We start from the raw sequence: 4,458 nt of genomic DNA on the forward strand, positions 1-4,458 counted from the left end.
CGCGGGCGCCGGGCGAGCCGGACAACGTCCGGGCGGGCGGGCAGCGGGTGCGGGTCACCGGCCGCGGCGACGCGCTCGCCTTCCTGGCGGCGTCCACCGGCGGCGCCGCGGCGGGCGGGGCGGCCGAGGTGGCGTACGCGGACGGCACCCGGTCGGCGGTCCATCTCGCCGCTCCCGACTGGCGTACCGGCCCGCTCGCCACCAAGGCGGTCGCCCTGCCGGGCCTCGGCACGCCGTCCGGCCGGCTCCCCGAGCGGACCCGGCTGTACGCGCTGACCGTGCCGCTCGCGGCGGACCGAGAGGTGGCCTCGGTGCGGCTGCCGTACGCGCCGGACCTGCATGTGTTCGCGCTGGCGGTCCGGGGCGGCGGGCGGGGCTGGACCGGGACCTGGGCGGCCTCGACTTCCGGGCAGCCGACAGTGGGTCCGTGGACCGACCGGACGCTGCGGCTGGTGGTGCGCGCCTCAGTGGGCGGGACCCGGGTGCGGCTGCGGTTCGACAACACCTTCGCGGCGGCGCCGGTACGGATCGGCGCCGCGACGGTGGCGGTGCGGGCGGCGGGCGCGGCGGCGAAAGGGGCGCCGGTGCCACTGTCGTTCGGCGGCGCCCGGGGCGTGCTGCTCCCGGCGGGCGCGCAGGCGTACAGCGATCCGCTGGCCTTCGCGGTGCCGGCGGGCGCCGATCTGCTGGTGAGTCTCCATCTGCCCGGCCCGGTCGCGGCGGCGCCCACGCACCGGCTGGCGATGCGGCGGTCGTATCTGAGCGGGCCGGGCGACCACACGGCACAACGGGCGGCCGGCGGGTACTCCGCCGTGCTGACCTGCTGGCCGCTGCTGACCGGGGTGGACATCGGCGGCGGGCCGGGCTCGGTGGTGCTGCTCGGCGACTCGATCACCGACGGCGACCGCTCGACCGTGGACGCGAACCGGCGCTGGCCGGACGTGCTGGCCGGCCGGCTGCGGGCGCAGCGGGCCGTTCCCCGGTACGGGGTGCTGAACCACGGCGTCTCGGGCAACCGCGTGGTCACCGACCGCTATCCCGGCGACGGGATCTCCGCCGACCAGTCCGGGGTGAGCGCCCGGCACCGCTTCGACCGCGACGTGGCGGCGCAGACGTCGGCGCGCACGGTGGTGGTGTTCGAGGGCGTCAACGATCTGCTGGCGGGCACCGACGCGCGGACGCTGACCGCGGGGCTGCGCGAACTGGCCGACCGGGCACACGCCCATGGTCTGCGGGTGCTGGCGGCGACCATCGTGCCGTGCGGCGGCCGGGCCGGCTGCACGCCCGCCGTCGAGGCCGAACGGACCGCGACGAACGCCTGGCTCCGGTCCACCGGCGCCTTCGACGCCGTACTCGACTTCGACGCCGTACTGCGCGACCCGGCCGCCCCGGACCGGATGCGGCCCGGCTACGACAGCGGCGACCACCTGCACCCCGGCGACGCCGGCCTGAAGGCGCTGGCCGACTCGGTGGACCTGCGGCTGCTGGTGCCCTAGGTGTTCTGTCCAGGTGTTCTGTCCAGGTGTTCTGTCCTAGGAGGCGGGGACGTCGAGGTCGACGACGACCGGGGCGTGGTCGGAGGCGCCCTTGCCCTTGCGCTCCTCGCGGTCGACGTAGGAGTCGGTGACGGCCTTGGCGAACGGCTCGTTGCCGTACACCAGGTCGATGCGCATGCCGCGGTTCTTCGGGAAGCAGAGCTGGCGGTAGTCCCAGTACGTGTACGGGTGGTCGTACTTCAGCGGGCGGGGCACCACGTCGGACAGCCCGGCGCCGCGCAGGGCGGCCAGGGCGGCCCGCTCGGCCGGGGTGACGTGGGTGGCGCCCTCGAAGGCGGCGCGGTCGTGGACGTCGTCGTCGGTGGGCGCCACGTTGTAGTCCCCCATGACCGCGAACGGCCGACTCCCCGCCGCGTCGCCCTCGACGGCCGCGCGCAGCGCCTCGAACCACTGGAGCTTGTACGCGTAGTGCGGGTGCTCGACCTCGCGGCCGTTGGGCACGTACACCGACCAGACCCGGACCGGGCCGCAGGTCGCGGAGATCGCGCGGGGCTCCTGGACGCCCTCGTAGCCGGGGTCGCCGGGCAGTCCCTTGACGACGTCCGCCAGGCCGACGCGGCTGAGCACCGCCACGCCGTTCCACCGGCCGGTGGCGTGCACGGCGGCCTCGTAGCCCGCTTCCCGCAGCGGCTCGAACGGGAACTGGTCCTCGGCCACCTTGGCCTCCTGGAGGCACAGCACATCGGTGCCGCTGCTCTCCAGCCAGGCCAGCAGCCTCGGCAGCCGGGCGGTGATCGAGTTGACGTTCCAGGTCGCGATACGCATGCCCCACAACCTACCGGCCGGGTCCGACACTCACAGGACGGTGGTCTCCCCCGCCGCCAGCCGCAGGTGCTCGGCGCCGCCCAGCTCGCCGATCTGACGGTCGTAGACGGGGCGGGCGAGGTCGGTGAGCAGCGCGTCGTGGATGTCGTAGGCGCGCTGCGGGCGGACCTCGCGGACGTAGTCGATGACCTCGGAGATCTTGCTCCACGGGGCCATCACCGGGAGCATCAGCGTCTCGACCGGATGGTCGGGGACGGTGAGCGCGTCCCCGGGGTGGAAGAGCCGGCCGCCCTCGACCAGGAAGCCGATGTTGGTGATGCGCGGGATGTCCGGGTGGATCACCGCGTGCAGCTCGCCGTGCACCTGGACGTCGAAGCCGGCCGCGGTGAAGGCGTCGCCGTGGCCCACGGTGTGCACCCGGCCCGGGAAGGCGGCGGAGATCTTCTCGGCGACCGCCCGCAGCGTGTACACCTGGGCGGCCGGGTTGATCTCCATCGCGGCGCGCAGCCGCAGCTCGTCGAAGTGGTCGGGGTGCTCGTGCGTGATGAGCACGGCGTCCGCGCCGAGCGCGGCGTCCTGTTCGCTGAACCCCCCGGGGTCCAGGACGAGGGTCTGTCCGTCCTTCTCCAGACGGACGCAGGAGTGCGACTTCTTCGTCAGCTTCAGCTTCGGGTTGGGGTTCGGGTTCATGGTTCCATCCTGGCCCCGGGGCGCTTCCGGTTCACTCCGAGGGGGTGGTCTCCTCCCGGACGACCTGCTGGGCGATCCGGAAGGCGCGGTCCGCCGCGGGGATGCCGCAGTAGACGGCGGCCTGGAGCAGCACTTCCTTGATCTCGGCCGGGGTCAGCCCGTTGCGCAGGGCGGCCCGCAGCTGCGGGGCCAGCTCCTCGGCGTGGCCGCCGGCGACCAGGGCGGTGAGGGTGACGCAGCTGCGGGTACGGCGGTCCAGGCCCGGACGGTTCCAGACCTCGCCCCAGGCGTACCGGGTGAGGAGTTCCTGGAAGTCGCCGGAGAAGTCGTCGGCGTCCGCCAGCGTCCGGTCGACGTGCGCGTCGCCGAGCACCTCGCGGCGTACCTTGAGGCCCGCCTCGTAGGGGTCGGGCCGGCCGTGGGCGGCCGGCGGCTGGGTGACGGCCGGGGCGATCTCGGCCACCGGCGCGGTCACCGGCGCCGCGACCGGCACCGGCTTGCCCGGGAGCCCGGGGACCCCTGGGAGCAGTGTCTGGCCGGTGGCGTCCGGGGCGGGCTGCCAGGCGGTGGTGAAGTGCCGGACCAGCAGGTCGGTGACGGCGCCGGGCTGCTCGACGGGGACCAGGTGGGAGGCGCCGGGCACCACGGCGAGCCGGGCGTCGGGAATGCCGGCCACCAGGGTGCGGGCCTCGGCCGGGCCGGTGACCTGGTCGTCGGAGCCGACCAGCACCAGGGTGGGCACGCCGACGCGGCCCAGTTCGTTGCGGACGTCGAAGGCGGCGAGCGCCTCGCAGGCGGCGATGTAGCAGCCCGGGTCGGTGGTGCGGACCATCTGCACCGCCCACTCGGTGATCGCGGGCTGCGCCGCGGCGAACCCGCCGGTGAACCAGCGGTCCGGCGAGGTGCGGGCGATGGGGTCGAGGCCGTTGGTGCGCACGATCACCCCGCGCTGGCGGAACTCGTCGGCGGTCCCGAACCGCGGCGAGGCGGCGATCAGCGCCAGCGAGGCGAGCCGCTCGGGATGGCGCAGCGCCAGCTCGATGCCGACCGCGCCGCCGAACGCGCAGCCCGCGTACCCGAACCGCTGCACACCGAGCCCGTCGAGCGTGGCCAGCAGCCGCGCGGTGACGTCGCCGACGGACCCGCCCGGGTGGGCCGGCGCGCCCCCGTGCCCCGGCAGGTCGTACCGGAAGACCCGCCACTGCTGGGTCAGCTCGGGCACCTGGCGGTCCCACATGTGCCAGGTGGTGCCAAGTGAGGGACCCAGGATGAGGACCGGGGCGTCTTCTGGCCCGTCGAAGCGGTATTGCAGGGTGTTCGGTGGTGTCTCACTCACGCCCCAGACCCTCTCACGTCTCGCCGACGCCCCAATAACGCGGGGGTGCGGGCGATCGACCAGGCCGTCGACGGCCTGGTCCGCGGCGCGGTAGCGTGGTTCCCCCCTGCC

4 protein-coding genes are annotated in these 4,458 nt (G+C 74.9%); 1 reads left to right on the forward strand and 3 read right to left on the reverse strand.

Features of this window, described 5'->3' with window-relative positions; translation table 11 throughout:
- Positions 1 to 1,496, forward strand: a 1,496-nt coding sequence (locus tag ACTT8P_RS37855; RefSeq protein ID WP_442836331.1) for an SGNH/GDSL hydrolase family protein, incomplete at its 5' end; no start/stop codon positions are given.
- 36 nt (positions 1,497 to 1,532) lie between these two features.
- On the opposite strand, the gene ACTT8P_RS37860 is transcribed toward ACTT8P_RS37855, so the two are convergent.
- From ACTT8P_RS37860 to pcaDC, 3 genes are read right to left on the reverse strand one after another with little or no spacing between them, the layout of a single operon-like run.
- The gene (locus ACTT8P_RS37860) at positions 1,533 to 2,321 is read right to left on the reverse strand and encodes an exodeoxyribonuclease III (RefSeq protein ID WP_442836332.1); all 789 of its coding nucleotides are present in this window, start codon (positions 2,319 to 2,321) and stop codon (positions 1,533 to 1,535) included.
- A 30-nt stretch (positions 2,322 to 2,351) separates the two neighbouring features.
- Positions 2,352 to 2,987 (reverse strand): MBL fold metallo-hydrolase, encoded by a 636-nt coding sequence (locus tag ACTT8P_RS37865; RefSeq protein WP_442836334.1) that lies wholly within the window; start codon positions 2,985 to 2,987, stop codon positions 2,352 to 2,354.
- 55 nt (positions 2,988 to 3,042) lie between these two features.
- The gene (gene pcaDC, locus ACTT8P_RS37870; protein WP_442836333.1) at positions 3,043 to 4,347 is read right to left on the reverse strand and encodes a bifunctional 3-oxoadipate enol-lactonase/4-carboxymuconolactone decarboxylase PcaDC; all 1,305 of its coding nucleotides are present in this window, start codon (positions 4,345 to 4,347) and stop codon (positions 3,043 to 3,045) included.
- Between the last annotated feature and the right edge of the window lie 111 nt (positions 4,348 to 4,458).

The organism is Streptomyces sp. JW3, from assembly GCF_052216785.1.
Taxonomy (GTDB): domain Bacteria; phylum Actinomycetota; class Actinomycetes; order Streptomycetales; family Streptomycetaceae; genus Streptomyces.